Here is a 26,430-nt window from a genome sequence, read left to right on the forward strand (position 1 = left end):
AGCGCCGTCTTTTACCGTTTTCAGGAGAATTTAAAAACCAGGATCCCAATCTACTTCGATAGTACGAGTAGCGAGATCGACTTTCTTGATAACCTGCCCATCGAGGAACGGAACCAGCCGCTCCTTGATACCAAACGCATCTTTCAGGTTTGCCTTAATGACGAGAACGTCATTGGATCCGGTTTCCATCATATCGATGACTTTCCCCAGACCGTAACCTTCAGTCGTGACTACCTGGCAACCCATAAGGTCTTTCCAGTAGTAGTCACCCTCTTCCAGCTGTGGCAACTGCGACGAATCGACGACAATTTCACAATTAGTCAGCGCATTCGCGGCATCACGATCGTCAACGCCTTTCAGCTTGATGATGATGTCCTGATTGTGGTGACGCCAGCTTTCCAGCTCGACCTCTTCCCACTTACCGGCCTTCTGGATAAACCAGGGCTGATAGTCAAAAATGCTTTCGGCGTCTTCGGTGGAGGAAAACACTCTGAGCCAACCACGGATACCGTAGCAAGAACCCATTTTGCCCAATACAATCGGTTCAACAGGTGCTTTTTTGCTCATCATGACCACCGTGACAGATTAAGCTGCTTTGTTTGCTGCTTTGATCAGCGTAGCAACGCGATCGGAAACAGTAGCGCCCTGGCCAACCCAGTGAGCGATACGATCCAGATCCAGACGGGTTTCTTCTTCTGCGCCAGCGGCCAGTGGGTTGAAGAAACCAACGCGCTCGATGAAGCGACCGTTGCGTGCATTACGGCTGTCGGTGACAACAACCTGGTAGAACGGACGCTTTTTCGCGCCGTGACGTGCTAAACGAATAGTTACCATAACATCCTCTTGTGTGAATAAAACACCGGGCCCCATCGAGGGAAGGAGCCCGGTGTCATATTAAAAGCCCGAAAATTTTACTGATTTCTGGGGAAAATGCAATCAGCATCTGTTTTTTACTGCACAAGGCCAGGGCGTAACCGGTGCAGCCAGTTTGGCGTCGGCGTGCGCGCAGCTACCGGAGCGTACTTTGCGTACGTGAGGATAGCGAGCACACCCCGGCGTCAAAATGGCAAATAAGGTAGCCCGATATTATCTACCCGGGAATCCTGGGGGCATCATGCCTTTCATGCCGCGCATCATCTTGGCCATGCCGCCCTTCTTCATCTTCTTCATCATGCGCTGCATGTCGTCGAACTGCTTCAGAAGACGGTTCACGTCCTGGACCTGCATCCCACAACCCGCCGCGATACGGCGTTTACGGGAGCCTTTGATGATTTCCGGCTTCGCGCGCTCTTTCAGCGTCATGGAGTTGATAATCGCCTCCATACGCACCAGGACCTTGTCGTCCATCTGCGCTTTTACGTTATCCGGAATTTGCCCCATGCCCGGCAGCTTGCCCATCAGGCTCGCCATACCGCCCATGTTTTTCATCTGGCGCAGCTGCTCCAGGAAGTCGGTCAGATCGAAGCCGTCGCCTTTTTTCAGCTTGGAGGCCAGCTTCTCAGCCTGGGCACGGTCAACCTTGCTCTCGATATCTTCGATCAGCGACAGCACGTCGCCCATGCCGAGGATACGGGAGGCAATACGGTCCGGGTGGAACGGCTCCAGCGCTTCGGTCTTTTCGCCAACGCCGAGGAACTTGATTGGCTTACCGGTGATATGACGAATAGAGAGCGCCGCACCGCCGCGGGCGTCGCCGTCCACTTTGGTCAGCACCACGCCGGTTAACGGCAGCGCTTCGTTGAAGGCTTTTGCGGTATTGGCCGCATCCTGACCGGTCATGGCGTCAACGACAAACAGGGTTTCTACCGGGTTGATCGCGGCATGCACCTGTTTAATCTCGTCCATCATCGCTTCGTCAACGTGCAGACGACCGGCGGTATCCACCAGCAGCACGTCAAAGAACTTCAGCTTCGCCTCTTTCAGCGCCGCGTTAACGATATCGATCGGTTTCTGTCCGACATCGGACGGGAAGAACTCCACGCCAACCTGTTCAGCCAGGGTTTCCAGCTGTTTGATCGCCGCCGGGCGATAAACGTCGGCAGAGACGACCAGCACTTTCTTCTTGTGCTTCTCGCGCAGGAATTTACCCAGCTTACCGACGCTGGTGGTTTTACCCGCACCCTGCAGACCCGCCATCAGCACCACTGCGGGTGGTTGCGCCGCCAGGTTCAGGCTCTGGTTCTCTTCGCCCATCGCCGCAACCAGTTCGTTACGCACGATTTTGACGAACTCCTGACCCGGGGTTAGGCTCTTATTCACTTCATGGCCAACCGCTTTCTCTTTTACGCGGTTGATGAAATCACGGACGACAGGCAGCGCGACGTCTGCTTCGAGCAGCGCCATACGCACTTCGCGCAGCGTCTCTTTAATATTGTCTTCGGTAAGGCGTCCACGGCCGCTGATGTTGCGCAGCGTGCGCGACAAACGATCGGTTAAATTATCAAACATTGTCTCTCGCCTGGGGTAGAAACGTTAGGTCGCTGGCGCGACACGTACACAGAATTTTGCCGGAGTATAACATGAAGCCGTCTTTGTTGTTATGCAACGGTTGGAGCACGCCTCACGTAACGTTATACTGCATCTCTTTCTTATCCGGACAACTGTCGACACCTATATGCCTGTTTTCGCTCTGATCGCCCTCGTCGCGTACTCTGTCAGCCTTGCGCTGATCATTCCCGGCCTGTTACAAAAAAACAGTGGCTGGCGGCGAATGGCTATTTTGTCGGCGGTCATCGCGTTGATAAGCCACGCTTTTGCGCTCGAAGCGCGCATTTTACCGGGCGATGGCAGCGGGCAGAACCTGAGCCTGCTTAACGTCGGCTCACTGGTCAGCCTGATGATCTGTACGGTGATGACTATCGTGGCCTCGAAAAACCGTGGCTGGCTGCTGCTGCCCATTGTCTACGCCTTCGCGCTGATCAATCTGGCCTTTGCTACCTTCATGCCGAACGAATTTATTACCCACCTTGAAACCACCCCGGGCATGATGGTGCATATTGGCCTGTCGCTGTTCTCCTATGCCACGCTGATTATTGCCGCGCTGTACGCGCTTCAGCTGGCCTGGATTGACTACCAGCTCAAAAATAAAAAGCTGGTCTTCAGCAATGAGATGCCGCCGCTGATGACCATTGAGCGTAAGATGTTCCACATCACTCAGGTTGGCGTAGTATTGCTGACGCTCACCCTGAGCACTGGCCTGTTTTATATGCATAATCTCTTCAGCATGGAGAATATCGACAAGGCCGTGCTCTCCATCATCGCGTGGTTTGTCTATATTGTCCTGTTATGGGGCCATTATCATGAAGGCTGGCGCGGTCGCCGCGTGGTCTGGTTTAACGTGGCGGGTGCAGGCCTCCTGACCCTTGCCTATTTTGGTAGCCGCGTCATCCAGCAATTTGCCGGCTAAGTAACAAAGGAGTTCCCCCTGGAACACATCTCCACTACCACGCTGATCGTTACCCTGATCGTCATGGTGGTTATCTCCGCCTATTTCTCCGGCTCGGAGACCGGCATGATGACGCTCAACCGCTACCGGTTACGTCATCGCGCCAAACAGGGTAACCGCGCCGCTCGCCGTGTTGAAAAACTGCTGCGTAAGCCAGATCGCCTGATAAGCCTGGTGCTTATCGGCAATAACCTGGTCAACATTCTCGCCTCCGCGCTGGGCACCATTGTCGGCATGCGTCTCTACGGCAACGCCGGGGTCGCTATCGCCACCGGGGTGCTGACCTTTGTGGTGCTGGTCTTTGCCGAAGTGTTACCGAAGACCATCGCAGCCCTCTATCCTGAGAAGGTCGCCTATCCCAGCAGCTTCCTGCTGTCGCCTATGCTCGTTCTGATGATGCCGCTGGTCTGGCTGTTAAATGGTGTGACCCGGATCCTGATGCGCCTGATAGGTATCAAAGCAGATGGGGTGGTCAGCAGCGCGCTGAGCAAGGATGAACTGCGCACCATCGTGCATGAATCACGCTCGCAAATCTCCCGCCGCAATCAGGATATGCTGCTGTCGGTGCTGGATCTGGAGAAGGTGAGCGTGGACGACATTATGGTGCCGCGCAATGAGATCGTCGGTATCGACATTAACGACGACTGGAAAGCGATTGTCCGCCAGCTGACCCACTCCCCGCATGGCCGCATCGTGCTGTACCGTGATTCGCTGGACGACACCATCAGCATGCTGCGCGTGCGTGAAGCGTATCGTCTGATGACCGAGAAAAAAGAGTTTACCAAAGAGGTGATGCTGCGCGCGGCAGATGAGATTTACTACATCCCGGAAGGGACACCGCTCAGCACCCAGCTGATTAAATTCCAGCGCAATAAAAAGAAAGTGGGTCTGGTGGTCGATGAGTATGGCGATATTCAGGGCCTGGTGACGGTGGAAGATATTCTGGAGGAGATTGTCGGCGACTTCACCACCTCCATGTCCCCTACCCTTGCCGAAGAGGTCACGCCGCAAAACGATGGCTCAGTGCTGATTGACGGCAGCGCGAACGTCCGTGAACTCAATAAAGCCTTTAACTGGCAGATGCCGGAAGAGGAAGCCCGAACCATCAACGGCATGATTCTGGAAGCGCTGGAGGAGATCCCGGCTGCAGGCACGCGGGTGCGGATTGGTCAGTACGATATTGATATCCTGGACGTGCAGGACAATATGATTAAGCAGGTCAAGGTCGTGCCGGTTAAACCGTTGCGGGAGAGCGTCGCGGAGTAAGATGTTGTAGGCCGGGTGAGGCGACGCCGCCACCCGGCACTACGGGAGGCAAGTTACGCCTTTGCTTTCGCCACGGAGACCATCGCCGCGCGAATGGTACGACCGTTCAGGGTATAGCCTTTCTGCATCACCATCAGCACGTTGCCGGCAGCCACGTCCTCAGATTCCACCATCGCAATGGCCTGATGCACGTTCGGATCCATCGGCACGTTGGTATCGGCAACCACTTCCACACCGAACTTCCTCACTACGTCGAGCATGGATTTCAGCGTCAGCTCAATCCCTTCAACCATCGGTGCCATATCCGGGTTCGCTTTATCCGCTACTTCCAGCGCGCGATCCAGGCTGTCGATAACCGGCAGCAGTTCGTTGACGAATTTTTCCAGCGCAAATTTATGCGCTTTTTCAACGTCCAGCTCGGTACGGCGACGCAGGTTTTCCATTTCTGCTTTGATACGCAGGATGCCATCGCGCTCGCGGTTCTGGGCTTCAGCTAACTGCGCTTCCAGATTCGCAATTTTTTCATCGCGCGGATCCACCTGCTCAGCACCAGCCTCAGCCTCTACAGCCTCAACCTCTTCGTGCTGCTCCGTGATAATTTCTTCCGGGGCTTGCCCCTCAGGCGTTTTCTGTTCTTTACTACTCATGAATTTCTCCGCGTTTTTCTGCATTCAACTCGCTAACTTCGCTTATTATGGGGATCAGTTTCCGGGATTCAAGGGAACAAGCCACATTGTCATCATTCATTCGCACAAGGACCTTCAGAAAATGAGCAACCATTTCAAGTGTATTGGAATTGTCGGTCATCCACGTCACCCTACTGCGTTGACGACACATGAAATGCTCTATCGCTGGCTGTGCGCCAAAAATTATGACGTGATTGTGGAACAGCAAATTGCCCAGGAGCTGCAGTTAAAAAACGTTAAAACCGGCACGCTGGCGGAAATTGGACAGCAGGCCGACCTGGCCGTGGTGGTCGGTGGCGACGGCAATATGCTGGGCGCCGCCCGTACCCTCGCCCGTTACGATATTAAAGTCATTGGCATCAACCGTGGCAACCTGGGCTTTTTGACCGACCTCGACCCGGATAATGCCCAGCAGCAGCTCGCCGACGTGCTGGAAGGCCACTACATCACAGAAAAACGCTTTTTACTGGAGGCGCAGGTCTGCCAGCAGGATTGCCAGAAGCGGATCAGTACCGCTATCAACGAAGTGGTGCTGCACCCGGGCAAAGTGGCGCATATGATTGAGTTTGAAGTCTATATCGACGAAATCTTTGCCTTCTCGCAGCGCTCCGATGGGCTGATCATATCGACACCGACCGGCTCGACAGCCTACTCGCTCTCGGCGGGCGGCCCGATCCTGACGCCTTCGCTGGATGCCATCACCCTGGTGCCGATGTTCCCGCATACCCTTTCAGCCCGCCCGCTGGTGATTAACAGCAGCAGCACCATTCGTCTGCGCTTTTCCCACCGCCGCAACGACCTGGAGATCAGCTGCGACAGCCAAATCGCGCTGCCTATTCAGGAAGGTGAAGATGTGCTGATCCGCCGCTGCGATTATCACCTGAATCTTATTCACCCTAAAGACTATAGCTATTTCAACACATTAAGCTCCAAGCTCGGCTGGTCGAAAAAATTGTTCTGAAATAGCATCCAGCACTTTACTGTATAAAAAACCAGATTATACTGTACACAAACACAGTCATGGTTTTTCATACAGGAAAACGTTTATGCTGGCACAACTGACCATCAGCAACTTCGCCATCGTGCGTGAGCTCGAAATTGATTTCAACAGCGGTATGACGGCTATCACCGGCGAGACCGGGGCCGGTAAATCTATTGCGATTGACGCGCTGGGGCTCTGCCTTGGCGGTCGTGCTGATGGCAGCATGGTGCGCGCCGGTGCCAGCCGCGCCGATCTGTGCGCCCGTTTTTCCCTCAAGGACACTCCCGCCGCGCTGCGCTGGCTTGAAGAAAACCAGCTTGAAGACGGACGTGAGTGCTTACTTCGCCGTGTTCTCAACAGTGATGGCCGCTCACGTGGCTTTATCAACGGTACCGCGGTGCCGCTCTCCCAGCTGCGCGAGCTGGGCCAGCTGTTAATTCAGATCCACGGCCAGCATGCCCATCAGCAGCTTATCAAACCTGAACAGCAGAAGTCGCTGCTCGACGGCTACGCCGGTGAGTCTGCGCTGATGCAGCTGATGGCTGCTCACTATCGTCAGTGGCATCAAAGCTGCCGCGAACTGGCGCTGCATCAACAGCAGAGCCAGGAGCGTGCGGCCCGCGCCGAACTGCTGGCCTATCAGCTGAAAGAGTTAAACGAATTCAGCCCCCAGGCGGGCGAGTTTGAGCAGATTGACGAAGAGTACAAGCGCCTGGCCAACAGCGGCCAGCTGCTCTCCACCAGCCAGCAGGCGCTGAATTTGCTGGCCGATGGCGAAGATGTGAATCTGCAAAGCCAGCTGTATGCCGTACGCCAGCTCGTGACTGAACTGGCCGGTATGGACAGCAAAGTCTCCGGCATGCTTGATATGCTGGAAGAGGCGGCGATTCAGATCTCCGAAGCGAGTGACGAGCTGCGCCATTACTGTGAGCGACTGGATCTGGACCCTAACCGCCTGTTTGAACTGGAACAGCGTATTTCGCGTCAGATCTCCCTCGCGCGCAAGCACCACGTTTCACCTGAAGAGTTGCCCAATTTTCACCAGTCCCTGCTTGATGAGCAGAATCAGCTCGACGATCAGGCCGACTCGCTGGAGACCCTCTCTCTGGCCGTCAGCGTCCATCATAAGCAGGCTCTGGAAACGGCGACGCAGTTGCACAACGTGCGTCAGCGCTATGCTCAGGAGCTGAGCCAGCACATCACCGAGAGCATGCATCTGCTGTCGATGCCCCACGGCGTCTTCACCATTGATGTCAAGTTCGAAGCCAACCATCTGACGGCTGAAGGCGCAGACCGCATTGAATTCCGGGTCACCACCAACCCGGGGCAACCGCTGCAGCCTATCTCCCGGGTCGCATCGGGCGGTGAGCTGTCGCGTATTGCCCTGGCGATTCAGGTGATCACCGCGAAGAAAATGGAAACCCCGGCGCTGATCTTCGATGAAGTGGACGTTGGTATCAGCGGCCCGACCGCGGCGGTGGTCGGTAAGCTGCTGCGTCAGCTTGGCGAGTCCACTCAGGTAATGTGTGTGACCCACCTGCCGCAGGTTGCTGGCTGTGGCCACCATCACTTCTTTGTCAGCAAAGAGACCGATGGCGAGATGACCGAAACGCATATGCAGCCGCTGGACAAGCGCGCCCGTCTGCAGGAGCTGGCGCGTCTTCTGGGCGGCAGCGAAGTCACCCGCAATACGCTGGCGAATGCGAAAGAACTGCTGGCTGCCTAAACTTTTTCGGTATCTCAGGGTCATACAGAACAATAAAAACGCCGACAGACCGGCCGCCAGAGGTTTTAATGTGGTGAAAGGTCTATTATCATCGGCATATTACATATGAGCCGTCGCGTATTGCCCGGGCCCGAAAAGGAATCAAATCACTATGCGCTGTAAAACGCTGACCGCTGCCGCAGCGGTTCTTCTGATGATGACCGCAGGCTGCTCCACGCTGGAAAAAGTGGTTTACCGCCCTGACATCAACCAGGGGAACTATCTCGCACCTAATGATGTGTCTAAAATTCGCGTCGGCATGACGCAACAGCAGGTCGCTTATGCCCTGGGCACACCGATGATGTCCGATCCATTCGGCACCAACACCTGGTTCTACGTCTTCCGCCAGCAACCGGGCCATGAAAACGTGTCGCAGCAGACCCTGACGCTGACCTTCAACAGCAGCGGCGTTCTGACCAATATCGACAACAAACCAGCGCTCACCGACAAATAAGGTTTCAGAAATGCAAAAGGTGCTCAATGAGCACCTTTCTTGTTCTCTCTCGCTGCCTGTAGCCCCGGTAAGCGCAGCGCCGCCAGGAAACCCGCTTATTTAGCCGCTTTCTCCGCACGCTGACGGCGTAGCTCCTTCGGATCGGCAATCAGCGGACGGTAAATCTCGACCCGATCGCCATCTTTCAGGGTATCGGTTAGCTTCACCGGACGGCTGTAAATACCGACTTTGTTTTTCGCCAGATCGATATCGCTTCGCAAGGTCAGCAGGCCAGAAGCGCGGATCGCCTCTTCAACGGTCGCCCCCTCTTCCAGCGTAACGCGCTGTAGATATTGCTTTTCCGGCAGCGCGTAAGCCACTTCCACCACGATCTCAGGCTGCACTGTAGACCTCTTTGGCGCGCACGGTGAACGCCTGAACCATATTGGCCGCCAGCTCTTTAAATATGCGGCCAAACGCCAGCTCAATCAGGGCGTTGGTAAACTCGAAGTCAAGATGGAATTCGATCCGGCAGGCATCGGCACTCAGCGGAACGAACTTCCATCCACCCATCAGTTTTTTGAAAGGACCATCCACCAGATGCATCAGAATACTCTGGTTATTGGTCAGCGTGTTACGGGTAGTGAAGGTTTTGCTGATCCCGGCCTTGGAGACATCCACTGCCGCCGTCATTTGCGTCGGGCCTGACTCCAGCACGCGGCTCCCGGTGCACCCCGGGATAAACTGCGGATATGACTGTACGTCATTCACTAACTGGTACATCTGTTCCACACTGTAAGGGACAAGCGCAGTACGACTAATCTGAGGCATAACATTTTTCCTGATCAAACAACCAACAAATAATAACATTTATCACCTGTTAAAAAAACGCTGAGCCTTATCTCATGCTAATATAGCGCGTTAGACCTCACAGGACGCAATGAGGTGACTTTTTGACATCAGATTACCTACGGCTTTACGACACTTATGACGAAGAAAAAAGCACATAAACCTGGCTCGGCAACCATTGCGCTCAACAAGCGTGCCCGCCACGAGTATTTCATCGAAGAAGAATTCGAAGCTGGCCTTGCGCTGCAGGGCTGGGAAGTTAAATCGCTGCGCGCGGGTAAAGCCAACATCGGTGACAGCTACGTGATCTTTAAGGATGGCGAAGCCTTTCTGTTTGGCGCGAACTTTCAGCCGCTGACGGTCGCCTCTTCTCACTATGTTTGCGATCCGACCCGCACCCGTAAGCTGCTGCTGAACAAACGTGAGCTGGATTCGCTCTTCGGGCGTATCAACCGCGAAGGTTACACCGTGCTCGCCCTGTCGCTGTACTGGAAGAACGCCTGGTGCAAAGTGAAAATCGGCGTGGCGAAAGGTAAGAAGCAGCACGACAAGCGTAACGATGTGAAAGATCGCGAGTGGCAGGTCGATAAAGCGCGCATCATGAAGCACGCAGGCCGTTAATTTCCGGATACTTATTGAGCGATTCAATAAGTTAGCGTTCCGGGGTGGTAACCGGTCTGCAAATTCTGGTATACTTGCTGTAACACTATTGGGGCTGATTCTGGATTCGACGGGATTTGCGAAACCCAAGGTGCATGCCGAGGGGCGGTTTGCCTCGTAAAAAGCCGCAAAAAAATAGTCGCAAACGACGAAAACTACGCTTTAGCAGCTTAATAACCTGCTAAGAGCCCTCTCTCCCTAGCTTCCGCTCTTAAGACGGGGATCAAAGAGAGGTCAAACCCAAAAGAGATCGCGTGGAGGCCCTGCCTGGGGTTGAAGCGTTAAAACTAATCAGGCTAGTTTGTCAGTGGCGTGTCCGTCCGCAGCTGGCCAGCGAATGTAAAGACTGACTAAGCATGTAGTACCGAGGATGTAGAAATTTCGGACGCGGGTTCAACTCCCGCCAGCTCCACCAAATAAAACAAGGGGTTACGTGAAAGCGTAGCCCCTTTTTTTATGCCAGTGGCGGCAAAATGGCGACAGCATTTTGGTTGTGGCGGCGGCAGGCATAAAAAAACCCGCCTTAGCGGGTTAGTATGCAAATTGTTCCTGCATGCCTTTTGGGTGAGGTGGGGCTGCGCCGATTCTTTGAGGTCGGCACACTGAGCGAACAAATGTTTCATGCGTTACGAATGTATGACCGCACTCGATATTAGTGCACTGGTTATAGCGTTCTTTAGTTTCGCTGGACACTTGAAAACTGCTGCGTGTATGTGCTGCCAGTCCACACAATGGGCAGTTCATCATAATAGTTTCCCCCCTTACCTTTGCTGATATCGCAATAATGATACACTATTATTCAATAATGAGAACCTCTCACTGCATTTCGAGATCATCAATTTTCACTTCAAGCTCAATACTGGTAACAAAGCCGCTATCCGGGCCGATAGAATGGGTCAGGGTGGTTATGGTCCATTCCGCATCATCTATTGGCTGTTTAAAGCCGCTGACCTTTACCGGTATTTCCGTATAGAGATCGGCCCGACCTTCTGCGAGCTGCAGGGAAAACGAAGCCACCCCGCGCTGCAGCCGTTCCCACTGCATTTTTGCAGCCCGTTCAGCGTTAGCCCTGTTGGCATAGGTCCGGTTAAGTACCAGCACGTTTTCATCCGTACCGACCAGGTAATCCCCCTGTTTAGCCTCCGGCTCCTTTGGTTTCGTGGTCTTCCTGCGGCGCTTAACTTTCATCGTTTCCTTTTTCTTTGGCTCCCGGGTATGCAGCCAGCTGGCAATAACGCCGGTATAAGCGCCACGATCTGCCAGGGTGAAACGGTGGCCGTCACCATCCTTTCGCGTGATGGTCACAACCGGCAGCGGCTTTCCGCTTGCTGTTCTCCCCTGCCCCTGCCGGATAAACAGCAGATTGCCGCTTTTGACTGATGCTATAGCCCCGTACTGGCGTGCCAGCTTCATCAGAAAACTTGCGTCGCTTTCGTTCGTCTGGTCCAGGTGATCCAGTGGCCGTTCTGACAGGTCCTGACCGATAGCCATTTGCAGATTATGGCGGGTGGCGATTTCCCTGATAACGTCTCCCAAAGTTGTCTGATGCCAGGACTTTTCGCGGCGGATATTCAGGGTTGTGCGGAAATCAGCACTGCGGGCGCGAATCGTGAGGCGATCAGGCGCGCCGCTGTGCTCAATTTCATCGACTGTAAACGCCCCTTTAGGGAAAAGCGGCTGGCCTTCCCACCCCAGCGCAAACTGAATGACCGCACCACGACGCGGCAGGACAATCTGCCCGTCCGCGTCGTCCAGTTCCAGATCAAGCTGGTCCGCTTCAAAGCCCCGGTTATCGGTGAGCGTCACGCCCATCAGGCGATTATCCAGTGCGGTTGTAACGTCCTTACCTTCGATAACAATACTGAAGGCCGGGCTTTTCCCGTACAGGCTAAGAAGTTCAGAACTGAAATTCACTGCAGTAACCCTCCAACCGTATTGGTAATATTCCCTATCGCAGACGATGCGGAGTCTTTCAGGTTACTGAGCTGGTCGCTCAGGCTGCCGAACATATCGGACAGCGATTCATCCACCCGCCTGAGCGTCAGCGTGAACTCAATCCGCCGCGGCATCCCGCTTTCGAAAAATTCCGTCTTTGTCTGGCTCAGACCCTCAATCACAAACATGCCGTATATAGTCCCGCTGCCCTCAATCAGAGGCCATGCCTTGCCCTGTTCCGCCATCTGCTCCAGCGCCAGCAGTGACAGCCTGCCCCCGGTGATTTCCGGCAGCAGGACGCCGGACAGCGTCAGCGAGTCGTTGTCCGGGCCAAGAAACTGCGTTGACGGGCGGCGATTGATGCGGCTGTTAACCGCATGCCGCCAGTTGCGCTGATACTGCAGCTCCTGATACGGCACCGTGCGCAGCATGAAAACGTATAGCCCCAGCACCATCATCATGATTCATATCCCCCCTGGTCACTGTAATTGCTGCGCGCCTTCGCGCGGGTGCGGCGTTCCCGCTCGTCGAGCTGGCGGGCAACTTCGCGCGCAATATCCTGCGGGTTCTGCCCTGGCTGCGCATGAATTGTGATCGGCGCGTGCGTTTCAAAGTGCATTACTGCCGGTGCGCGCTCCGCCTTCGCGGGCTGGCTCTGTTTGTATGCCATGGCGGGAAGGCTGAACGGATGCAGGGGTGCAGCTTCTGCAGGTGCCGCCGCCATGCCCAGGGTTCCGGCCACAACCGATGCCAGCGCCGCCGTGCGCCGCCTGCTGGTCACGTTTGCCGGGCCGTTCACAATTTCAGGGCCATTCTCACCGACTATGCCAAACTGGCCGCGCGGGATAGCGCCCCCGTTGTCATACATACCCGCAAAGCCCATCATGGGAAATCCGCCAGGCGGCAGCACCACTTTTCCGTCACCGTTCACCGTGGCGGGCTGCGGCTTCACCACCTGGTCCGGCAGCTTCGCTTTCGCAGCTTCCTGGCTGACAATGCCCAGCTTTTCCAGAAGCCACGTTACGCCCGATTTAAGCGACTCCAGCGGCTGCATCACCATGTTCAGGCCTTCAGCCAGGGCCTCACCAAACCTTTTCCCCATGGCGGCCGCGTTGTTCAGCTCCTCCGCCGTGGATTTAACCGGCGTCAGCAGATCCCGGAACCATCCCCATAACGCCTGTACTTTATCCCCTATCCACTGGAATAAAGGCCGGACAGGCTCAAAGGCTGCGCTGATGGGAGCGGCCGCAGCCCTGAACCCTTCCACCACGCCTCCCAGAAAAGCGCCGATTGGCTGCCAGTATTTCCAGATGACCAGTGCCACACCCGCAAGTGCAGTAACTACCAGCCCGACAGGGCTGAGTAGCGCGCCCAGCAGTCCCGAAATACCGAAAAGTGCACCACGAAGTAAGGTGAGCGGACCGGATACCAGAAAGCGCAAAACTCCCCCGGCAGCGGTCAGCCCTCCACGAAGCGCCGCCAGGGGGTTCATCACTGCAGCTATCACGCTGCGCACTCCGGTCATTCCGGCGCGAAATACTGCCACTGGCGCGCCCGCCACCGCTTTCAGTGCATTGCCCACAATTCCGGCTGAGCGATGCAGAGCATTCAGCGGGGCAGTAAGCATGCCAGTGCTACTACCCGTGGAAGCCATTCCGCGTCGAACCAGGGAAAGTGGTGTATTTGCCAGCCATGTCAGCGCGCTGCCGGTGCGCTTAACCGCCGTGAATACAGACGGCAGCGTTTTTACGCCAAGCATGGAAAAGCCAAACCGCAAAACCGCCAGCGGCCCCAGCACAGCCGCCACCACAACAGCTAACGTACCAAGCCCAAGCGTGATCGCAGCGATAGCGGCAGCCACTTTCATCAGCGTGCCTGCCAGTTGCGGATTAACTTCAATCCAGCGCCGTAGCGCCCCGGTTACGCTTTTCACGTAATCCATGATATCCATCAGCGGCTGACGCAGCGTTTCGCCCAGGCTGCTGAAGGCGTTCTGCGCCCCCGTTTTTACCAGCATCCACTGCGCAGAAAGGGAATCCCGGTTGATGTCGGACTCTTTCTGCATTGAGCCATCTGCGCTATTACCGGCAGTGAGCTGCAGCTGACGGCGCAGCTCCGGCAGGTTGTTAGCCAGCTTTGCTGCATCATCGCCATATTCCTTGCCAAACAGCATTGTCATGGCGGACAGGCGTTTGTCCTGCGGCAGCTTTTCCACCTTTTCCATCACCCGCAGAATGGTGCCCATGGCATCCTTCGTCATCTGCTTTTCAAGCTCTTCTGGCTTGAGCTTCAGCATATCCATGCCATCCATAAAGCGGTCACTTTGCATGGTGGCAATGGACAGCTCACGCACCATGGCGTTTGCGGCACTGGCTGCCACCTCCGGCGCTGCGCCCAGTGACAGGAACGTGGAGCCAAGCGCCGCAGCCTTACGAAAGTCCAGACGGTCAGCCACGCCCCCCATGCGCTGCAGCACGTCGATAATGTCCGCGCCCTTAGACATCGCGTTATCGTCCAGATAGTTCAGCGCATCGCCCAGCTGCTCAATATTGCGGGTCGGCACCTTGTAGAGACTGGCGATTTTACCCAGGCCTTCGGACAGTTCATCGGCGGGCAGTTCAAACGCGGTTGCCGCTTTGGCTGCCGTACTGGCAAAGGCCAGAAGGTCACGCTTCTGGTCTTCCCATGAATCATTCGGGTTCGCCACGTTCATACGCGCGCCACCCTCGACCAGGGCGGCATAGTCCACCGCGCCATTTTCCATGGGCAGCTGTTCGCTGGCAGCCTTGATCGCATCCTGCATTTCATAGAACCGCGCGGTGCGGTTTCCGTCATCGTCACGCAGTCCATTGACCTGCTTTGCCACGCCTTTCATGGCATCTTCCATGCTGGCATAGCTTTTCACCGCCGCCACGACCGGCGCGCCCATTGCCAGCCCTGCGGCTGAAGTCGTGGCCCCGGCCCCGGCGATGCGGTCCCGCACTTCCAGGCTGCGGGAATACTGCTCCCTGACGGCATTAACCCTGGCCTGCTGCTCACCGAGCCGTTTAAGGGATTTCTGCTGACGGTCCAGCGCCTGCCGGGTTTCGTCGGCATTCTGGCGCAGCTCGCGCTGGGCGCTGCTGAGCTTCCGGGTATCCATTCCGGCCTCGTTCAGCGCAAGGCGTTGCTTCTGCACCGACTGCCGCAGGCCGTTGTATTTGGTCTGCAGCTCCGAAACGCGGTTTCTGGCCTGCTCAAGCAGGCGGGCCTGCGCCGCCGTCGGGCGGTTTGTATCGGTAAACTGCGTGGCGAGCCGGGCCGCTTCTTCGCGGGCAGCTTTAAGGTTATTACCGGTGATTGCCAGCTGCGCGCTGGATTTACGAAAGCCCTCAACTTTACCCGCCTGAGCGTCTAACTCTTTCAGCCTGGCGCGGCTTTGTTGAATGGCGGTAGCCAGCTCTTTTGAGCTGGCCTGCGCAGAACGGAATGGGCGGGTGAGTTTATCAACCGCATTAAGAATCACCTGCAGACGCAGGTTAGTGTCACTCATCGCTGGCCCCGCTTCTCTGTATCGCTTTATGCCGCCACTCCAGCACTTCGGTCAGCGGCATAACGTCAGTGACGGACGGCGGCCAGTGAAAAATGGTGGCGATATCTGCCACCAGATCGTCAACCGTCAGGCTGTCGGTAAACCGGCAAGCACCGACTTCTTCAACAAAAAAGTCACTACCTCAACGGACAATGCAGTGAGATCGGCAGGGTCAAGCTCTGCCATTTCCTGCGCCGTCAGGGTCGGCGTGGAGATACGCGGAATGACGGTCATCATTGCGCCCACGTCCATATCCATAATGGCCTGCAGGCGGGTGCCACGCAGCGCGCCGGACTGGGGTTTGCGCAGCACAATTTCCGTGATTTCACTGTTACCGCGCTTGATAGGGGTATCCAGCTGTACGGTCTTTTCGGTCAGCGTGTCGGTCATGTTCTTTTCCTGTTAATGAGTTACTGGCGCGGCTGCCCGCGCCGTTAAGGTTAATCAGAGGCCCAGCGCGTTACGGTGCGCTTCCATCAGGTCCACGCCGTCAACGATTTCAATCATGTTGACCAGATCGACCTCATAGAGCACTTCGCCGTTAATGGTCAGCTTCGCGTAGCTGTTGGTGCTGCTGACTTTGGTGGTGTTGCTTTCGCCGGTCTTCCACTCGCCGGAATCCACTTCCTTATGGCGTCCGCGCACGACCAGCTCCACGGCCTGCACCTCTCCGGTGTCGTCCCGCTGAATAGAGCCGGTGAAACGCAGTTGGATGCCGTCCACCGTGGTTTTGCCCATCTGCTTAAAGAGCAGCAGTTCGGTGCCGCCAATGGAAAATTCCGTGTCCAGCGCGCCGTCATCCAGTCCCATGTCCACATCAACCGCACCGGGCATACCACCACCGCGATATTTCTCATATTTGCGCGTGAATTTCGGCAGGGTCATGGACTCAATGATCCCCTGCCAGTTGTTCCCGTCGTTGAACAGGTTCAGATGTTTTAACTTGCGTGGTAAAGCCATGTGGTCCCCTTAAGCGCTGACCCGGCTGGAGAAATCCAGCAGGTATTGATCGGTGATGCGCTGGCGCAGCATCAGGTTTTCAAGCGGCGGCACCGGCGTGTAGTCGTAGTCGATTGTGAGTTTCCCGGCTTTCAGGGAGTCCTTATCGTTCACAGACTCATCCAGCCAGCAGTCTGCGCCGATGATGTAGCCCTGCGTTTTCAGGTTGCGCAGTTTGGCGCGGATACCTTCGATAATGTCGCGGGCCAGTGACGGGTTAAGCACACCATCCACCGCCCACATGTGCGCTTCTGCAATGGTGTCAGCCAGCACCTGCGCCGTGCGGGTGTAGTTTTCAAAGGCAAACAGCGGATCGTCGCTGAGGCAGCGGGAACCCCAGAAGCGGAAGCCGTCTTTGCGGATCAGCGTGGTCACATCGTTCTGGTTCAGCAGGCCCGCATCGGTGGCCGGGTCCTGTAGATCCCAGAACACATCTGCCGAAAGCCCGGTAACACCGTTCACGCCGACGTTGGACAGGGTTTTGTGCCAGCCGGTCTGTTCGTCAATTTTGGCGCGCAGGCCGAGTGCACGGGCGGAAGCGTAAGCCTTCGCATCTGCATTCAGCACGGTGTCAAAGTTGATGAAGTCAGGCCAGATCAGCATCCCTTCGCGCTGGCTGAAGTTATCGCGATAAGCAATAGCCTCCTCCACCGTTTTGCAGCCATAGGCGGACAGGTAGGCAAACCCGCGCAGGCTCTGCGCCACGCTGAGCAGCTCAGTGGCAACTGCCTGCGTGTCATGCCCTGGCGCACCGAGAATGCGCGGCTTAACACCAAGCTGCGATTGCGCCGAAAGCAGAGCCTTCATACCGGTTTTTTTACCGTCAGCGGTCACGCCGCCGATAATGTTGGAGGTGGTTTCCGCTTCGGTTTCGCCCTGCGCCACACGCACGACAACCGTCACAGGTTTTGCCTGGTCTGCAATCGCATCCAGCGAGCGCGCCAGCGTGCCGGACTCGCCCGCTTTGCCGCTGGCGGTCAGTACATCGGTCAGCAGGACCGGCTTGTTGAGGGGGAACATGGACGCATCTGCATCGTCGCCGGTGCAAACCATGCCCACGATAGCGGTGCTTACCGTGGTAATGGATCGGGTGCCGTCGTTGACTTCAACAACGCGCACACCGTGGTGGTAATCCTGAGCCATAAGGCAGTCTCTCCGGTTACAGGGGGTACGCCTATGTTCTGGTTGATATGCGCGCGGCGCACGCGGCGGGCTTTGTCTGGGGAATGGCACAACGAAAGGGTTAAAAAATCCCCGCATGTGTGGGCTAAATCACCATGTTTCCTTTGCATCACCTGCCGGAATAAGGAGGTAAAAAAAGAGGCCGCATAAGCGGCCTTTTGTCATAGCGGTTTATCAGGATAGATTGGGTTTTCTGGGTCAACCTTTGTCAGACTGTAGCGATACTTCTGCCATTCCGTCAGCCTGGGTTTATCTGCCTCGTCAATATAACCCCCCTCTGAGGCATCTTTCAGGGGGACTATTACCGAATCCGCCTCTTTGCGCAATGCTGTTAATCTAAGAATTGCCGCCGCTTTTAGCTGTTCTGGCGTGGGCGGTGGAATATCCTCCCAGCAGGGCATTCCATTTTCCCCCGCGGCCCGTTGCTTACCAGGGGGAGGATCACCCATAAATTGGGCAGCAGTCTCACTGTCCACCTCCACCCCGTCGAACGGCCACGTACCTGCCTGCTCGTAAGAATCCCTCAGAGAGTTGGGGAAAAACGCATTCTCATATGCGCTATAAACATATTCACTCATATTACCTCCCGAAAGAAATCCACTGACCGCCTTCCTCAGAGACATTCACGTGAGCAGTGAAGCCAATCGGCTGTTGTTCGGTCGCGCCCCACATATTCCCTCCACCCCATCCCGCATCTGAAACGATCACCTGGTCCACCTTTGTGGGGTATCGGATTGGGAAGTTGATTGTTTTGGTTGTTGTATTCGTAAAATCTATTGTGCCGTACTGGATCAGCAGATCGCCGAGCTTGTACCAGCCAGGGCCGGTAAGGATGTTCAAATCTGCCCGTACCAGCGCCGCGCTGTTGCGTGACAGTAAGGTTCTGGCAAAGGCGGTGAAATCGGACAGGACCAGCAGATCCTTGCCGACAAAATACGGCAGCTTATCGGCAGCGCCAGTAAGTCCAGATAAAGACGTTAACGCCGCATTAATGGGTTGCTTACCGGATAATGCATTCAGCACAGTTGTAGAGAAATTAGCATCCCCCCCCAGGGCATCTGCCAGTTCCTTAAGCGTATCCAGTGCCGCGGGAGAGCCATTAACAATCGCAGCGATGGCAGCTTTTACGAAAGCTGTGGTTGCTATCTGCGTGTTATTCACTGTCTGTGCTGGCGTCGGTGCCGTCGGTATGCCGGTTAAGGCGGGGCTGACCAGCGGTGCGCCTCCAAGATTGGCAAGACCACCTGCCGGAGTAGACGAGCCGGTGCCTCCGTTGACAACAGGCACTACGGTTGAGGATGCGCTATTGAAGTTCTGCATCACGAAAAATGTTCGTGAACCCTTCGCGCCAGAGATAACGACGGTCTGATCGTAGTTAAATCCTGATGTTGGTGATTGAGAGGTGATCCTGACTGAATATCTGTTATTTGCTGTTCGGCAAATTACACATTCGATATTCACCACATCGCCGGATAAAAATTTAAGTTCCGCCGGTGCGTTCAGCCAGCCGGTAACGTTAACCAGCAGTTTCTGACCTGATTTAAAATCAGCTTGTTGCCAATCGAAAGATGAAACTGGTAGTTGTGTTGCTATGCCAATCCCCAAATCATCAAAACCGAGAGTTTTACGGCCACCTTCTGGCGTAGTTTCGCCAAGCCCACCATTGGCGAGCGGGATTACGGTTGACGAGTCGTTGTTAAAGCTTTGAACAACAGTAAAATTTCGGCTTCCTTTGGCACCGGTACAGGTAACAACATATTCCGCGCGGTTGCCATTTGATTGAGCATTAGACGTAAGGCGCAAAACCAAACGGTTTGGCTGATTGATAACGCAGGTAATATCGACGTTTGTCCCTGAGTTATACGTAATGCCCGTGGGGGGGTTTAACCATGCGGTTGCAGTATATGTGGTTAGCCTCTTCTGACCTGTAACCATATCAATCTGTTGCCAGTCGATGGGATCAGTCGGTGCAACGTTTGACTGGCCTATACCAATCGCCGCCATTGCATCAGCGCCAATCAGCCGCCAGCCGTTAGCATCGCCACCTGGATACCAGCTGACTGAAGTCCATCCGGTTGTCGCGTTAGGTGCGCCATGGCGTTCATACGTTCCGACAGTGGTAAACAGGAGCTGATTAAGCCCTGCGATCGTTCCACCCTGGCGGCGAATCGACATAATGACGGCGTTACCGTTTATACCAGCAGGTAAATCAGACCGTGAACCGGATAATACGTAAGTCTGGTTTTGCGCAAAGTATGCGGCATCTGAAAGGGTGGCAGACGCAGGCAGTACCGTGTTTGAGCTTAATCCTCCAACCTCCGTCCAGTCAGACCATGAGGGGCTTGCTGCATTCCATACTGCGTTAAGCCAGCGAATGAAGATTCGACCGCCGTCAGTTGTATATCGCTGCGTGCCGTTGTTGCGTCCCCCTGCGAAAACTTCCAGCACTCCTCGCTCTGCTGCCGGATATCCATTCGCAATGTCGGCAGCGGTAGCGCTTACGCTCGATTGACTCCACACGCCTGTATAGTCGGAAGTTGGCCCAAAGTTGTTAAGGTGCGAACTGGCCGGGATGCTGCCGCGCACCAACAATGCGGGTGCCACCGCACGGGTGACAAATTCGGTTGTTGCCAGCTGCGTATCATTTGAGGCCTGCGGTGCTGTGGGCGCTGTCGGCTTTCCGGTCAATGCAGGACTGGCAAGCGGCGCTTTGGCGGCCAGGGCATTGAGCATGGTAGTTGCAAAGTTCGGATCATTTCCGAGGGCCGCCGCCAGTTCGCTGAGCGTATCCAGTGCGCCAGGCGAGGAGTTAACCAGCGCAGCGATTGCTGTCATAACAAACTGCGTGTTTGCGAGCTGCTGCGAATTATTACCTGCAGCAGCCGTCGGTGCCGTCGGCGTGCCGGTCAGCGCCGGGCTTGCAAGCGGCGCTTTGAGTTTGGCCTCATCCATGACGGTTTTCACCGCTTTTGGGGTGGCGGCCAGCGTTTCGGATATGCTGGTTGTCGAGCTGCTGAGCTGCGTAAAGCCTTTTGCAGTCAGGGTAGCGTCCGGGTGGTTGCGGGATTTTGCGTGCTTGTCGATTTCACTATCAACATAATCCTGCGTGGCCATCACGGTTGACGTGTCCATGGTGATGGTGATCGCGTTGACCTCGCTGACCGCAATCACCATGCGGATCACCATTTTGCGCCCGGCACCTTCGCTTAATGATGGCTTGTAGGTTTCTGCCATGTTGCCGACGGCCAGAAGTGTTCCGGCGGCATCATACAGCGCCATTTCACGAATCCAGAACCCACTCGTTTCCGGTTTTTCCGGTGGAATCACCAGTTCAACAACAATATTTTTCGGATCGCTGGCATCAATGCTCGCTCTGTTAATCGGCGCGCGGTAAACCTCCCTGACCAGTTTTGTCTGGGCAGGGTTCGGAGTGGGCAGCGTGCCGCCGCCATCACCCACGGCCATTTTTGCGGTATTGTCCAGAACAATGCTGGCGGTGCCAGCCAGAACCGCCGCGATTTTTGCGGCACCTGCTGTGGTGATAATAGTTTTAAATTTCGCCATGATAATTACCCTGGATAAACCGTAATAATGTCGCCGTCATAGATGGCCCCGCCGGTGTACAGATAACCCGGCACTTCCTGCACAATATTGATTGAGCAGTGACGACTGACGGGCCTGGCATCACTGATCAGTCGGTCCATTTCGATATTCATGTTTGGCGTCATACCGCTTTCCGGCACTCCAATGTCCAGTTCGAACGTGCCAGGCGTGGCATTGTTTTCCCACCATTCCGTAATACCGATGATTCGCCCAAGCGGGCCAACCGCACTGCGGATAGCGGCAAGCGTCCCTTTGCGGCGGTGAATGAAAAAGGCGTCACTGACAGCCTGGCGCTTGACGTTCTCTGCCCAGGCTTCATCCCAGCGGTCAACCGAAAACGCCCACGCCAGATAGGGCAGAAACTTCACCGGGCATCTCCAGGGGTTCCACAGGTCACGCAGTGGCACATCAAGGTTGCTGATATCGCTGCAGGCCTGCGCCAGTCGGCGCTCAAGGACAGACGATCCCGGAGGAAGCAGACTATTCATCCGTTCCCCCGATGGTTACGGTTGCTGCTGTGCAGTAAGCCGCTTTTGATTTATCCAGCACCACATCAACTGCAGGCGCGGTCAGCTCTACACGCTGGACTCCTTCCACATGGAGCGCACCGTAAATGGCAGATCTGCGGATATCACGTCCCAGCCGTGCCTGAGCTTTAATGTAGGATTGCAATCGCTCAATAGCGGCCGCTTTAATAGGCTCCGCCTCCGGCCCTGGATAGAGATAGAGCTGGGCATTAATCGTATAATTCACGATGGAGGCAGACTGCACTGTTACCCGGTCAGCCACCGGGCGCACACTTTCATCATTGAGCGCAGCAGCCACAACAGCGAGCAGGTCTGCCGCTGCCGTTCCATCTCCTTCGCGGGAAAGTATGGTAACGGTGACATTTGCCGGTGTCGGGCTGATAGCTGACGCATCAGCCACACGGCCATCAGCACTGCGCGCGTGAAATTCATAGGCAGCAGATGGGCCAGCCACGCTCAAACCCTCCATTGCCGCCGGTATGCGCTGGCGTAAATCATTATTAGACTCCATCACCGCCTGAACCGGCGGAATCGCCGTCGGGTCTCCGGGAATGATCGTAAGTCGTTTTACGTTATTAATGGCTGCCAGTTGATCGAGATCACTACCCATGGCATAAGCCACCATGACCGCCTGCGCAGCCTCATTGATTCGCTGACGCAGCAGGATTTCCCGGTATGTGTTTTCCTGCAGTAATTTGGTGACGGGTTCAGATTCCAGCTCAAGTGTGCGCCGCACCGCGTCCTGTTCATCCACCGGATGAAGGGCTACAAAAGCTGCCTTGCGCTCAGCAAGCAGCGCCTCAAAGTCCGGCACCTCAATAATCTGCGGGGCCGGGAGCTGGGAAAGGTCAATTACTGCCATTATCTGCTCCTGTTGGCACTGAAAGGGATACAGACGCGCCGTTATTGCGCTTCCCGGTTAGCTCAACCACCATTGAGCCGTCAAAGCTGCTGCTGATAGTGATGGAATCCAGCGTAAGCCGTGGCTCCCATCGGCTCAGGGCTACGTAGACCGCAGACATGATCTGCAGACGCAGCGCCGGGTTCTGTGGCTGGTCTATCAGGGCAGACAGCAGGGAGCCATATTCCCGGCGCGCAATTCGGCTCCCTTGCGGGGTCAGCAGAATATCCCGTACTGACTGGCGCAGGTGTTCCGTATCAGTGATAGCCCTGCCGTTACCCTGACTCATGCCGATATAGAGCGTCATACCGGGCCTCCCGAGGTATCGCCGCCTTTCATAACTTTGATATGGGCATGGTTATCCACCACGATCCCGTTAGAACTCATGGCACCGCCGCCCTGGGTGACGCCACCATTGATCACCACCTGGCTGTTTATGCGCGTGTTGCTTGCTTCCACAACAAACTCACCGGTTTTCAGGGTGATGTTGTCAGCCGCCTCTATCACCATTGATTTGATACCTTTGACGTGCCAGCGGCCGGTCGCGGGTTCATATTCAAACCAGCCTCCGTCCGGGTATTCCGTTACACAGCCGTCCACAGAATTCGACGGCGGTGCAAACTGATTGGAGTAAATGGCAGGCAGCGCAAAAGCGGTTTCCAGATTGCCGCCCAGGCTCAGCACCACCACTTGTTCATCCAGGGACGGACACCACCAGGTGCGACCGCCACCGGCACGCAGTGTCAGCCAGTTAATCCAGTTAGTTTCTAGCTCGCCCACCTTTACCCGGCACAGCCAGTTTTCCCGGTCCACTTCGGTCACGGTGCCGGTGCGGATCAGGTTGGTGATAAGGCGCATGATTTCGGTCAGTTGTGCATTCATGGCTTAAGATTGCCATTAGCTACTTTTGAAATGCAGTGTGATAACTTGTATGGAACTCCACACAAAGCTATAAATGAAGAAAATGAATTCTAGAAAATATCCAACCTACGAACTACGTGAATACAGTAATGCGGATGAACTATGGGATGCTTTATCCCCTACAAAACAGATTGACCAAAACTGTATTGATAACATTGTTTATAGAGGGCAAGGTAATGCTGACTGGAGTTTGATACCATCAGCGCTTCGAAAACCATCACGATACCTGGCAAGAAGAACAGCATCAACATCAGATGATATAGTTGCAAGTGAGATAATAACTCTTATGTCATTTGTTAAACATTGTGACAGAGTCGGAATCCGTATTCCTGGTGATAGCCCAGACTTTCGTAGGGCACATTTAGACATTGGTTTTCAGGACTACTGGCTTACAAACCCTTCCTCATGGCCTAATCCAGAGGTTTTGGATGTAATGGCCTTAGCACAACACCATGGTGTGCCAACCAGACTTTTAGATTGGACACGAGTTCCGTATATAGCAATTTATTTTGCTGTCAGTTCATGTATTGCTAATTATGAAAAATGGACACCAACCAGCAAATTAGCCGTATGGGCATTTAATAGAGAACGTATAAACCTTCATCCGCAAATAAGGTTGCATTCTTCAGCAGGCTCAATTAGCCCACATCTTGCTGCGCAATTCGGACTTTTTAGTGTTCACCCGCATACTGGAGGTAGAGGACAGCCAGCAGTTATACATGGGCTTGATCAACTTTCAAGAGATTATCAACATCCGGTATTTTTCAAATATACACTCCCTATAAAAGAAACATATAAAGCATACTTGCTTCTCAATAAAGCTGGATTTAGTGCGGCAAGTATATATCCTTCCGCTGATGGGGCAGGAAAAGCAATCCATGACGAAATCAACCTGGATAACGCGAGAAATAAATTAGATGAATTAGAAATCAGTTTTTGATAAACCAGCGCAAAAGGATATCACTAGTAATTTCTTCACTCTTGTCGTCTACACCCAGCAGGCGGCGCTGTGAGTAGCGGATCTGCGGCCCTTTGCGACTGGTTCGATCACGCAGGCCATAATGGTGAACGCGGGCAATGCGCTGCACTGAGCCGTCAAATTGCACGCTGACAGAATCCGCACTGGCTGTTGTTTTCAGGTATTTAGTGGTGCGAAGTTTCGCAAACATCTGGCGCTTAATTCGCCCCTTCTTACTGCGTGCCGTGACCCGGCGCGGCTCATAGCCGCTTCCGTCGGGATTGCGCTGCAGCCTGATGTTTTGCTGCTGCGTGCGGCGCAGCTCCTGCGCCAGCTGCCGCATCATGCGGCTGCGCGCGGCAGGCTCAAGATTCGCCAGCAACGCTGCCAGCCAGTCATCCACCCTCTGTAGCTCACCCATGTTTCACCGTCCACATCTCTTCCGCTACGTCCGGTTCCGGCACCGCCTCCACGCTCGACATGCCCCCGTCTGTGCTTACAAGCACTCGCTCCGTCAACTGCAGGTTCAGACTGATATCGCACACATCATTGCGCAGAATATCCACGTCAAAGGTAAACAGCTTTTCGCGCAGCTCAGGGTTATTGATTGCATCCGGCTGATTGTCAGTGAGCCAGAGCAGAACGGGAGCCATCAGCAGATTCTGGTCCCCGCTGAAATCCTCGATCACCACGTTCAGGGTGTAGCGGTACTCCCATGACATGGAGCTGGCCCCGGTTGCCACCAGTGAGCCGTTATCCACAAACAGGTGCAGTTTGTCCGGGTTACTGCGGACATACGGCACCGCCTTATTCAGGGCGCTGCGTAAAGACTGCGGCTTGTTCACTGTCTCGCTCCTGGCACGCAATTATCGTGTCTACTTTGTCAGCACACGCCGCCCAGGCGGCCTCCGTTTCATCCAGCACCGCATTCAGATCGCCGTTACTGCGCGGCGCTGACCTTTCCAGGCGGCACTGCGTCACTCTGGGACAGCCACTCACGGTAAGCTGCACCTCCGGCGAGGGCCGGACGCTCCCGCAACCTGATAACGTCAGCAGGCAAAGGAGTGCTAGCCCAGCGGCGCAAATCCTCATTTTCACGTTTCAGTTCCTCTATCCGGTGCTGACGGTTACGCAGCAGCGCGGAGGTCTGCTCCGCCGCCGCATAAAGCCGCGTCTGCTCCCGGCTGTTGGTTTCAGTCAGAATGGAAAGGCCGATCAGCTGGCTGTTTTTCTTCGTCAGTTCCTGCGCTTTGCTTTTCAGCGCCGCGCCCTGCGTCTCGATGGTGTGGCTGGCATTGTTAAGCCGCCACGACTGCCAGCCCAGCGCCGCAAGCGTCAACGCCAGCACTACCGCCAGCGCCCGCATCAGGCTGCTGCCGTCTCTGACAGCTGAGAACGGGCAACCCGGTAAACCAACAGCGTCAGTAAATAAAACACCAGGGTGATCACCCAGCCGGACCACGCCAGGCAGACAACAATCAGGATTTTCATCAGCCAGCTGAGCAACGGCTTATCCGGCGCAGCAAAGAATTTCCTGAGCAACTCTTTGATGGACTGTTTTGCTGAACCTCCGGCAATTGCGCCAAGCACGCCACATAAGGTCAGCGCCCAGGTTAAAAGGCTCATAACCCAGACAGCGGCAACAACCAGGACCGGGGCGCTACTGCGTGGATAAAACAGCGCGGCCATCAACAACACCACCCAGGCGATCTGAAAAAACACGTTCATAAGTTTCTTTTTCATTGTA

At 55.2% G+C, this 26,430-nt stretch carries 32 protein-coding genes and 1 other RNA gene; 8 read left to right on the plus strand and 25 right to left on the minus strand.

Features of this window, described 5'->3' with window-relative positions:
* Positions 1 to 30: 30 nt before the first annotated feature.
* From rimM to ffh, 3 genes are all read right to left on the minus strand, one after another.
* Positions 31 to 570, minus strand: coding sequence for a ribosome maturation factor RimM (gene rimM, locus GNG29_RS17090; RefSeq protein WP_301564410.1), 540 nt, complete (start codon positions 568 to 570; stop codon positions 31 to 33).
* A 15-nt stretch (positions 571 to 585) separates the two neighbouring features.
* The gene (gene rpsP / locus GNG29_RS17095; protein ID WP_003863133.1) at positions 586 to 834 is read right to left on the minus strand and encodes a 30S ribosomal protein S16; all 249 of its coding nucleotides are present in this window, start codon (positions 832 to 834) and stop codon (positions 586 to 588) included.
* A 252-nt stretch (positions 835 to 1,086) separates the two neighbouring features.
* On the minus strand, positions 1,087 to 2,448 hold the full coding sequence (gene ffh, locus GNG29_RS17100) for a signal recognition particle protein (RefSeq protein WP_103180786.1): 1,362 nt from the start codon (positions 2,446 to 2,448) through the stop codon (positions 1,087 to 1,089).
* A 166-nt stretch (positions 2,449 to 2,614) separates the two neighbouring features.
* Here ffh and GNG29_RS17105 point away from each other — a divergent pair, with 166 nt between their 5' ends.
* Both GNG29_RS17105 and GNG29_RS17110 read left to right on the plus strand, forming a co-directional pair.
* The gene (locus GNG29_RS17105) at positions 2,615 to 3,406 is read left to right on the plus strand and encodes an inner membrane protein YpjD (protein WP_103180787.1); all 792 of its coding nucleotides are present in this window, start codon (positions 2,615 to 2,617) and stop codon (positions 3,404 to 3,406) included.
* Positions 3,407 to 3,424: 18 nt separating this feature from the next.
* Positions 3,425 to 4,711 (plus strand): HlyC/CorC family transporter, encoded by a 1,287-nt coding sequence (locus GNG29_RS17110; protein ID WP_156655048.1) that lies wholly within the window; start codon positions 3,425 to 3,427, stop codon positions 4,709 to 4,711.
* A gap of 53 nt (positions 4,712 to 4,764) precedes the next feature.
* Here GNG29_RS17110 and grpE read toward each other — a convergent pair whose 3' ends face one another.
* Positions 4,765 to 5,358 carry a nucleotide exchange factor GrpE gene (gene grpE, locus GNG29_RS17115; RefSeq protein WP_139156362.1) on the minus strand — a complete coding sequence of 198 codons (594 nt, stop codon included), beginning with the start codon at positions 5,356 to 5,358 and terminating at the stop codon, positions 4,765 to 4,767.
* A gap of 121 nt (positions 5,359 to 5,479) precedes the next feature.
* Here grpE and nadK point away from each other — a divergent pair, with 121 nt between their 5' ends.
* The 3 genes from nadK to bamE all read left to right on the plus strand — a co-directional run bounded on the left by nadK (position 5,480) and on the right by bamE (position 8,598).
* The gene (gene nadK / locus GNG29_RS17120) at positions 5,480 to 6,358 is read left to right on the plus strand and encodes an NAD(+) kinase (RefSeq protein ID WP_103180790.1); all 879 of its coding nucleotides are present in this window, start codon (positions 5,480 to 5,482) and stop codon (positions 6,356 to 6,358) included.
* Between the two features lie 85 nt (positions 6,359 to 6,443).
* The gene (recN, locus tag GNG29_RS17125) at positions 6,444 to 8,105 is read left to right on the plus strand and encodes a DNA repair protein RecN (protein ID WP_114317036.1); all 1,662 of its coding nucleotides are present in this window, start codon (positions 6,444 to 6,446) and stop codon (positions 8,103 to 8,105) included.
* Positions 8,106 to 8,256: 151 nt separating this feature from the next.
* A complete protein-coding gene (bamE, locus tag GNG29_RS17130; protein WP_103180792.1) occupies positions 8,257 to 8,598 on the plus strand; it encodes an outer membrane protein assembly factor BamE in 342 nt (113 codons plus the stop codon).
* Between the two features lie 95 nt (positions 8,599 to 8,693).
* Here bamE and GNG29_RS17135 read toward each other — a convergent pair whose 3' ends face one another.
* On the minus strand, positions 8,694 to 8,981 hold the full coding sequence (locus GNG29_RS17135; protein WP_197431815.1) for an RnfH family protein: 288 nt from the start codon (positions 8,979 to 8,981) through the stop codon (positions 8,694 to 8,696).
* Positions 8,971 to 9,408, minus strand: coding sequence for a type II toxin-antitoxin system RatA family toxin (locus tag GNG29_RS17140; RefSeq protein ID WP_197080107.1), 438 nt, complete (start codon positions 9,406 to 9,408; stop codon positions 8,971 to 8,973). The genes GNG29_RS17135 and GNG29_RS17140 overlap by 11 nt, the downstream gene beginning before the upstream one ends.
* Positions 9,409 to 9,564: 156 nt before the next feature.
* Here GNG29_RS17140 and smpB point away from each other — a divergent pair, with 156 nt between their 5' ends.
* Both smpB and ssrA read left to right on the plus strand, forming a co-directional pair.
* Positions 9,565 to 10,047, plus strand: a complete 483-nt coding sequence (gene smpB, locus GNG29_RS17145; protein ID WP_103180795.1) for an SsrA-binding protein SmpB — start codon at positions 9,565 to 9,567, stop codon at positions 10,045 to 10,047.
* Positions 10,048 to 10,137: 90 nt separating this feature from the next.
* Positions 10,138 to 10,501: a transfer-messenger RNA gene (gene ssrA, locus GNG29_RS17150) on the plus strand.
* A gap of 116 nt (positions 10,502 to 10,617) precedes the next feature.
* Here ssrA and GNG29_RS17155 read toward each other — a convergent pair.
* The 14 genes from GNG29_RS17155 to GNG29_RS17225 form a co-directional block, all read right to left on the minus strand.
* The gene (locus GNG29_RS17155) at positions 10,618 to 10,833 is read right to left on the minus strand and encodes an ogr/Delta-like zinc finger family protein (RefSeq protein ID WP_156655049.1); all 216 of its coding nucleotides are present in this window, start codon (positions 10,831 to 10,833) and stop codon (positions 10,618 to 10,620) included.
* A gap of 69 nt (positions 10,834 to 10,902) precedes the next feature.
* On the minus strand, positions 10,903 to 12,000 hold the full coding sequence (locus tag GNG29_RS17160) for a phage late control D family protein (RefSeq protein ID WP_156655050.1): 1,098 nt from the start codon (positions 11,998 to 12,000) through the stop codon (positions 10,903 to 10,905).
* The gene (locus GNG29_RS17165) at positions 11,997 to 12,482 is read right to left on the minus strand and encodes a phage tail protein (RefSeq protein ID WP_156655051.1); all 486 of its coding nucleotides are present in this window, start codon (positions 12,480 to 12,482) and stop codon (positions 11,997 to 11,999) included. The genes GNG29_RS17160 and GNG29_RS17165 overlap by 4 nt, the downstream gene beginning before the upstream one ends.
* Complete coding sequence (locus tag GNG29_RS17170; RefSeq protein WP_156655052.1) at positions 12,479 to 15,553, minus strand: phage tail tape measure protein; 3,075 nt, start codon at positions 15,551 to 15,553, stop codon at positions 12,479 to 12,481. Before GNG29_RS17170 ends, GNG29_RS17165 begins: the two co-directional genes overlap by 4 nt.
* Positions 15,546 to 15,665 (minus strand): GpE family phage tail protein, encoded by a 120-nt coding sequence (locus GNG29_RS17175; RefSeq protein ID WP_007848878.1) that lies wholly within the window; start codon positions 15,663 to 15,665, stop codon positions 15,546 to 15,548. Before GNG29_RS17175 ends, GNG29_RS17170 begins: the two co-directional genes overlap by 8 nt.
* A 14-nt stretch (positions 15,666 to 15,679) precedes the next feature.
* A complete protein-coding gene (locus tag GNG29_RS17180) occupies positions 15,680 to 15,982 on the minus strand; it encodes a phage tail assembly protein (RefSeq protein WP_156655053.1) in 303 nt (100 codons plus the stop codon).
* 54 nt (positions 15,983 to 16,036) lie between these two features.
* The gene (locus tag GNG29_RS17185) at positions 16,037 to 16,552 is read right to left on the minus strand and encodes a phage major tail tube protein (RefSeq protein ID WP_156655054.1); all 516 of its coding nucleotides are present in this window, start codon (positions 16,550 to 16,552) and stop codon (positions 16,037 to 16,039) included.
* Between the two features lie 9 nt (positions 16,553 to 16,561).
* Positions 16,562 to 17,734 carry a phage tail sheath protein gene (locus GNG29_RS17190; protein ID WP_059307183.1) on the minus strand — a complete coding sequence of 391 codons (1,173 nt, stop codon included), beginning with the start codon at positions 17,732 to 17,734 and terminating at the stop codon, positions 16,562 to 16,564.
* Between the two features lie 200 nt (positions 17,735 to 17,934).
* The gene (locus tag GNG29_RS17195; protein ID WP_197431816.1) at positions 17,935 to 18,351 is read right to left on the minus strand and encodes a tail fiber assembly protein; all 417 of its coding nucleotides are present in this window, start codon (positions 18,349 to 18,351) and stop codon (positions 17,935 to 17,937) included.
* 1 nt (position 18,352) lies between these two features.
* The gene (locus tag GNG29_RS23485; RefSeq protein WP_409201127.1) at positions 18,353 to 21,337 is read right to left on the minus strand and encodes a phage tail protein; all 2,985 of its coding nucleotides are present in this window, start codon (positions 21,335 to 21,337) and stop codon (positions 18,353 to 18,355) included.
* A gap of 5 nt (positions 21,338 to 21,342) precedes the next feature.
* Complete coding sequence (locus GNG29_RS17210) at positions 21,343 to 21,864, minus strand: phage tail protein I (protein WP_156655056.1); 522 nt, start codon at positions 21,862 to 21,864, stop codon at positions 21,343 to 21,345.
* The gene (locus tag GNG29_RS17215) at positions 21,857 to 22,765 is read right to left on the minus strand and encodes a baseplate assembly protein (protein ID WP_059307179.1); all 909 of its coding nucleotides are present in this window, start codon (positions 22,763 to 22,765) and stop codon (positions 21,857 to 21,859) included. Before GNG29_RS17215 ends, GNG29_RS17210 begins: the two co-directional genes overlap by 8 nt.
* A complete protein-coding gene (locus GNG29_RS17220; RefSeq protein WP_059307178.1) occupies positions 22,752 to 23,111 on the minus strand; it encodes a GPW/gp25 family protein in 360 nt (119 codons plus the stop codon). Before GNG29_RS17220 ends, GNG29_RS17215 begins: the two co-directional genes overlap by 14 nt.
* Positions 23,108 to 23,686 carry a phage baseplate assembly protein V gene (locus GNG29_RS17225; protein ID WP_156655057.1) on the minus strand — a complete coding sequence of 193 codons (579 nt, stop codon included), beginning with the start codon at positions 23,684 to 23,686 and terminating at the stop codon, positions 23,108 to 23,110. Before GNG29_RS17225 ends, GNG29_RS17220 begins: the two co-directional genes overlap by 4 nt.
* A gap of 73 nt (positions 23,687 to 23,759) precedes the next feature.
* Here GNG29_RS17225 and GNG29_RS17230 point away from each other — a divergent pair, with 73 nt between their 5' ends.
* Positions 23,760 to 24,665 carry an FRG domain-containing protein gene (locus GNG29_RS17230; protein ID WP_197431817.1) on the plus strand — a complete coding sequence of 302 codons (906 nt, stop codon included), beginning with the start codon at positions 23,760 to 23,762 and terminating at the stop codon, positions 24,663 to 24,665.
* Here GNG29_RS17230 and GNG29_RS17235 read toward each other — a convergent pair.
* The 5 genes from GNG29_RS17235 to GNG29_RS17250 are packed head-to-tail and all read right to left on the minus strand — an operon-like array spanning position 24,655 to position 26,426.
* On the minus strand, positions 24,655 to 25,104 hold the full coding sequence (locus tag GNG29_RS17235) for a phage virion morphogenesis protein (protein WP_156655058.1): 450 nt from the start codon (positions 25,102 to 25,104) through the stop codon (positions 24,655 to 24,657). The genes GNG29_RS17230 and GNG29_RS17235 overlap by 11 nt on opposite strands.
* Positions 25,097 to 25,528 (minus strand): phage tail protein, encoded by a 432-nt coding sequence (locus GNG29_RS17240; RefSeq protein WP_156655059.1) that lies wholly within the window; start codon positions 25,526 to 25,528, stop codon positions 25,097 to 25,099. Before GNG29_RS17240 ends, GNG29_RS17235 begins: the two co-directional genes overlap by 8 nt.
* Positions 25,491 to 25,739: an Rz1-like lysis system protein LysC gene (gene lysC, locus GNG29_RS23410; RefSeq protein WP_231736662.1), complete on the minus strand. Its 249-nt coding sequence runs from the start codon at positions 25,737 to 25,739 to the stop codon at positions 25,491 to 25,493. The genes GNG29_RS17240 and lysC overlap by 38 nt, the downstream gene beginning before the upstream one ends.
* The gene (gene lysB / locus GNG29_RS17245) at positions 25,624 to 26,052 is read right to left on the minus strand and encodes an Rz-like lysis system protein LysB (RefSeq protein WP_197431858.1); all 429 of its coding nucleotides are present in this window, start codon (positions 26,050 to 26,052) and stop codon (positions 25,624 to 25,626) included. Before lysB ends, lysC begins: the two co-directional genes overlap by 116 nt.
* Complete coding sequence (locus GNG29_RS17250) at positions 26,049 to 26,426, minus strand: DNZ54_00345 family protein (RefSeq protein WP_156655061.1); 378 nt, start codon at positions 26,424 to 26,426, stop codon at positions 26,049 to 26,051. The genes lysB and GNG29_RS17250 overlap by 4 nt, the downstream gene beginning before the upstream one ends.
* Positions 26,427 to 26,430: the final 4 nt, after the last annotated feature.

Source organism: Leclercia sp. Colony189 (assembly GCF_009740165.1).
Lineage (GTDB): Bacteria > Pseudomonadota > Gammaproteobacteria > Enterobacterales > Enterobacteriaceae > Enterobacter.

Excerpts from the sequence above, each read along its gene's own strand:
- rimM (WP_301564410.1), bottom strand. The coding sequence starts at position 570 with ATGATGAGCAAAAAAGCACCTGTTGAACCGATTGTATTGGGCAAAATG.
- rpsP (WP_003863133.1), bottom strand. The coding sequence starts at position 834 with ATGGTAACTATTCGTTTAGCACGTCACGGCGCGAAAAAGCGTCCGTTC.
- ffh (WP_103180786.1), bottom strand. The coding sequence starts at position 2,448 with ATGTTTGATAATTTAACCGATCGTTTGTCGCGCACGCTGCGCAACATC.
- GNG29_RS17105 (WP_103180787.1), top strand. The coding sequence starts at position 2,615 with ATGCCTGTTTTCGCTCTGATCGCCCTCGTCGCGTACTCTGTCAGCCTT.
- grpE (WP_139156362.1), bottom strand. The coding sequence starts at position 5,358 with ATGAGTAGTAAAGAACAGAAAACGCCTGAGGGGCAAGCCCCGGAAGAA.
- nadK (WP_103180790.1), top strand. The coding sequence starts at position 5,480 with ATGAGCAACCATTTCAAGTGTATTGGAATTGTCGGTCATCCACGTCAC.
- recN (WP_114317036.1), top strand. The coding sequence starts at position 6,444 with ATGCTGGCACAACTGACCATCAGCAACTTCGCCATCGTGCGTGAGCTC.
- bamE (WP_103180792.1), top strand. The coding sequence starts at position 8,257 with ATGCGCTGTAAAACGCTGACCGCTGCCGCAGCGGTTCTTCTGATGATG.
- GNG29_RS17140 (WP_197080107.1), bottom strand. The coding sequence starts at position 9,408 with ATGCCTCAGATTAGTCGTACTGCGCTTGTCCCTTACAGTGTGGAACAG.
- smpB (WP_103180795.1), top strand. The coding sequence starts at position 9,565 with ATGACGAAGAAAAAAGCACATAAACCTGGCTCGGCAACCATTGCGCTC.
- GNG29_RS17155 (WP_156655049.1), bottom strand. The coding sequence starts at position 10,833 with ATGATGAACTGCCCATTGTGTGGACTGGCAGCACATACACGCAGCAGT.
- GNG29_RS17165 (WP_156655051.1), bottom strand. The coding sequence starts at position 12,482 with ATGATGATGGTGCTGGGGCTATACGTTTTCATGCTGCGCACGGTGCCG.
- GNG29_RS17170 (WP_156655052.1), bottom strand. The coding sequence starts at position 15,553 with ATGAGTGACACTAACCTGCGTCTGCAGGTGATTCTTAATGCGGTTGAT.
- GNG29_RS17180 (WP_156655053.1), bottom strand. The coding sequence starts at position 15,982 with ATGACCGACACGCTGACCGAAAAGACCGTACAGCTGGATACCCCTATC.
- GNG29_RS17185 (WP_156655054.1), bottom strand. The coding sequence starts at position 16,552 with ATGGCTTTACCACGCAAGTTAAAACATCTGAACCTGTTCAACGACGGG.
- GNG29_RS17190 (WP_059307183.1), bottom strand. The coding sequence starts at position 17,734 with ATGGCTCAGGATTACCACCACGGTGTGCGCGTTGTTGAAGTCAACGAC.
- GNG29_RS17195 (WP_197431816.1), bottom strand. The coding sequence starts at position 18,351 with ATGAGTGAATATGTTTATAGCGCATATGAGAATGCGTTTTTCCCCAAC.
- GNG29_RS23485 (WP_409201127.1), bottom strand. The coding sequence starts at position 21,337 with ATGGCGAAATTTAAAACTATTATCACCACAGCAGGTGCCGCAAAAATC.
- GNG29_RS17210 (WP_156655056.1), bottom strand. The coding sequence starts at position 21,864 with ATGAATAGTCTGCTTCCTCCGGGATCGTCTGTCCTTGAGCGCCGACTG.
- GNG29_RS17215 (WP_059307179.1), bottom strand. The coding sequence starts at position 22,765 with ATGGCAGTAATTGACCTTTCCCAGCTCCCGGCCCCGCAGATTATTGAG.
- GNG29_RS17220 (WP_059307178.1), bottom strand. The coding sequence starts at position 23,111 with ATGACGCTCTATATCGGCATGAGTCAGGGTAACGGCAGGGCTATCACT.
- GNG29_RS17225 (WP_156655057.1), bottom strand. The coding sequence starts at position 23,686 with ATGAATGCACAACTGACCGAAATCATGCGCCTTATCACCAACCTGATC.
- GNG29_RS17230 (WP_197431817.1), top strand. The coding sequence starts at position 23,760 with ATGAAGAAAATGAATTCTAGAAAATATCCAACCTACGAACTACGTGAA.
- GNG29_RS17235 (WP_156655058.1), bottom strand. The coding sequence starts at position 25,104 with ATGGGTGAGCTACAGAGGGTGGATGACTGGCTGGCAGCGTTGCTGGCG.
- GNG29_RS17250 (WP_156655061.1), bottom strand. The coding sequence starts at position 26,426 with ATGAAAAAGAAACTTATGAACGTGTTTTTTCAGATCGCCTGGGTGGTG.